Origin of the sequence: Chlorogloea sp. CCALA 695, from assembly GCF_003003885.1 — a bacterium.
Classification (GTDB): domain Bacteria; phylum Cyanobacteriota; class Cyanobacteriia; order Cyanobacteriales; family Chroococcidiopsidaceae; genus Aliterella.
In genome coordinates, this window is record NZ_PVWN01000134.1 from 1 (window position 1) to 3,230 (window position 3,230).

At 44.4% G+C, this 3,230-nt stretch carries 1 protein-coding gene; it reads right to left on the reverse strand.

What is annotated here, in order from left to right; genetic code table 11:
* Positions 1-98 precede the first annotated feature (98 nt).
* Positions 99-3,230 (reverse strand): helicase-related protein (locus tag C7B70_RS25325; RefSeq protein WP_106371633.1); only part of this gene is annotated, 3,132 nt, incomplete at its 5' end.

Sequence of the window (3,230 nt, forward strand, 5' to 3'; positions counted from 1 at the left end):
AAAAAATCAACAAACTCAATAACTTTTTCTTGCTCCTCTGGTAGCAAGGTTTCTAACTTTTTAATCAATAGCTCCTTAATAGTCATAAGTTTCCCTCATTATTCTGCTGCTAAAATCTGTGCTGCATTTACATGGTAATGCTCAATTTTGACCAACGCCTCCCAGTCAAGTCTTGCGGGATCTTGAATGGGATGAATCTCTGGTTGTGAAGCACAATTAAATACCACGTACAGCCAGTAGTCGTGTTTTAGCCTTTCTGCCGTTCGGTATTCATTGGTTGTTAAAGCAACTTGACCAACATGACTTCGCCCTTTTACCTCAATAAACTTGACGGCAACCGTAGTCAACGTATCTTTTGGATTGAACTTACGGGAAATTAAGTCAAATCCCCGGTTTTCCGATTCTACGCTTTCAACTTGCCAGCCTTGAGCTTCTTCGTAAGCGATCGCAGCATTAATGGCAATTTGTTCAATTTCCGCATTGCTCACCATTGAAGCAATATCAGGAGCATACCTATCTGGGTGAGGCAATACCCAAGCACTACCTTTGGGTTCAATGGCAGCAATTGTACATTGACGCTCTTGCTGCAACTCTTTTCTACGTCGCTCTAACCTTTCATTTAATTCATCAAGGCGGTCTTCTGCTTGTTTCAACCTGCCATCTAAGCCCGTTTCCTCGGAACCAGATTCTTTTTTCTCAAACAATTCGCCGTACTGACACTGCAAGCGGTCAATAATCGCTAGCAAGCTAATTTCCATGTGATCGGCAATTACATTGGTTTCGCGCGATCGCTCCTCTTGTACCTCCGCCAAAAACTTATTTAGCTCCTCCTCAATGAGATACTGCTCAATTCGGGAGCGCTCCGGCAAGCGATCGCCTGCCGGAATCTCAACTTCTGCTTTGGCAGGTACAAGATCGAGGAAGATAGTTGGTTGACGAATAGCTAAAGTACCATCAGTTTGAACTTGAACTACATAGAGGCGTTCGTGCAGCTTACGATTTCGACCATCCTGAATTGTCACTGAATAAATATCTAACCGTGCGCTTTGAGTGCGATGTAAGTCATAAAATACTGCCCCTTGTTGAAGATCGCCTTCAGTTTGGTTTAATACTTCTTTGCGGACGCACTCAAATAAAGGATGTCCTGGCGTTACCCATTCCACTGTAGGGTCAACGTCTAAAATAGTTTTATCAAAAGTAATGTGTTTGTATTCGCGTCCGAGCTTACCAAACCGCCCTTCTTGGTCGTCTCCCGTCGTCCACAGGTGTCGCGGTACTCGCCCGATGCGATACACCTTCTGCCCTTTAGCTATTTCTTTAGGATTGATACCCACAATAGGCGCTGCGGCGACAAAAAAGTTTTCGATTACTTCTGGTACGAGCCGCTTTTCCTTTGATTCCGCCCTGCGTCCGCTTAGAGTGGATAAATTTAGTTCGCGCTTTGCCAGTCCCTCTAATGCCGATTTTGTAATCTTACGAAAGCGATCGCTATCTACTTGATCGACAATCCGATCTTTAATCACATCTTCTGTTAAATTGCGCGCGTACATATCTCGAAGCATTTTTTCAATCTGATTAGCAGGAAAGACATCACCCAAAACATTAAAGACTTTACCTGTCCGTTCGGGGTCGAGGTCTGCTTCAATTTTCTGAATGCGCTCAAATAGCTTCCAAAATACACTGCCTTCGCGGGTATTAGTGGAGACAAAGTTAAAAATTAAGCAGTCTTTTTCTTGCCCGTAGCGGTGGATTCTCCCCATTCTTTGCTCTAGGCGAACGGGGTTCCAAGGAATATCGTAATTAATCATCAGCCAGCAGAATTGAAGGTTAATCCCCTCCCCGGCGGCTTCTGTTGCTACGAGAATTTGACAGTTTTCTTTAAATTCGCGCTCGGCATAGATGCGACTATTAGGAGTATTGCGATCGCCTACTTTCATGCCGCCATGAATTTGGGTTACGGTTAGTCCCCACTCTTTGAGCTTACCTAGCGGACGTTCATTTTTACCATCTCCAACCAAAAAATCAAGGGTATCTTTATGTTCGGTGAAGATCAGCAATTTCATTTTAGGGTCGTTAAAGAAACCCTCTTTTACCAATAACTGCTTTAAGCGCTGCAATTTTGACTCTATTTCGCGGCTTTCTAATTCCTTGGCTAGTCCAACTAACTTGTTCAGTGTTCTAATTTCATCTTGCAGGGCAATGGGGTCTACTGAAGCAACGACATTTTCTAGATCGATTAAAATCTTTTCGCGACTTTCTTCGTCCAATTCTTCAAAATCATCGGGCAACTTTTTATCAATTAGTTCTTGACGGTAGGCTTCGGGATTTTCAAGAATGCGGAGGCGTTTCTCGCTCATTCGCTCTAAGCTGCGTCGTACCGCGTAGATGCTAGAAGCAAAACGTCTTTGGAGCATTGCCATCGTAAAACCTAACGCCCGTCCGCGAATTGAGTTGTCGAGAGAGGCTTTGATTGATTGTTCCTCAACGTAGCGCGTTAATAAATCGTAGAAGTCTAATTCGTCGGCATTAATCTGAAAGTCCGCCGTTTGTACTATCCGCCGAGTAAATAACTTTTTGACTTCGCCTGTTTCTGGGTCAGGAAAAGTTACCAGCGCTTCTTTGGTTCGACGCAGGTAAAATGGTGCGCTTTGACGTTTCATTGCTTCTTCTAAGCTACTAACATCTCCGTACACATCACGGTCTAGCAACTCCAGGAATAGGCAGAAGTTAGCTGGATCTCCTTTATGGGGAGTAGCTGTCATTAATAAGTAGTGGTCAGTCATTTTTGACAAGCGTTCGCCTAGTTTGTAAGCCAACGTCCTTTTGTCAGAACTGTAGGCGCTCATTTTATGTGCTTCATCCACGATTACTAAATCCCAATGGCTGCGGAGCAAGCTTTCTTTAGCATCATCAACTCTCGACACCCAGGAAATAGAAGTTACGACCTGGTTTTTGTCTTGCCAGGGATTTGAGCCGTAATTGGCACGTAAGATGTCACCGCGTACCACTTCAAAGTCTTCCCGAAACTTGTCTTTCATTTCGCGCTGCCACTGAAAGGTTAAGTTAGCTGGAGTGACGATTAATATGCGCTTGGCAAGTCCCCTGGCTTTTAATTCCTTAAGCAGCAAGCCTGCCATGACTGTTTTGCCAGCGCCGGGGTCGTCGGCAAGTAGAAAACGTATTCTTGGCTGCTTGAGAAAGTAATCGTAGACTGCTTCAAGTTGATGGGG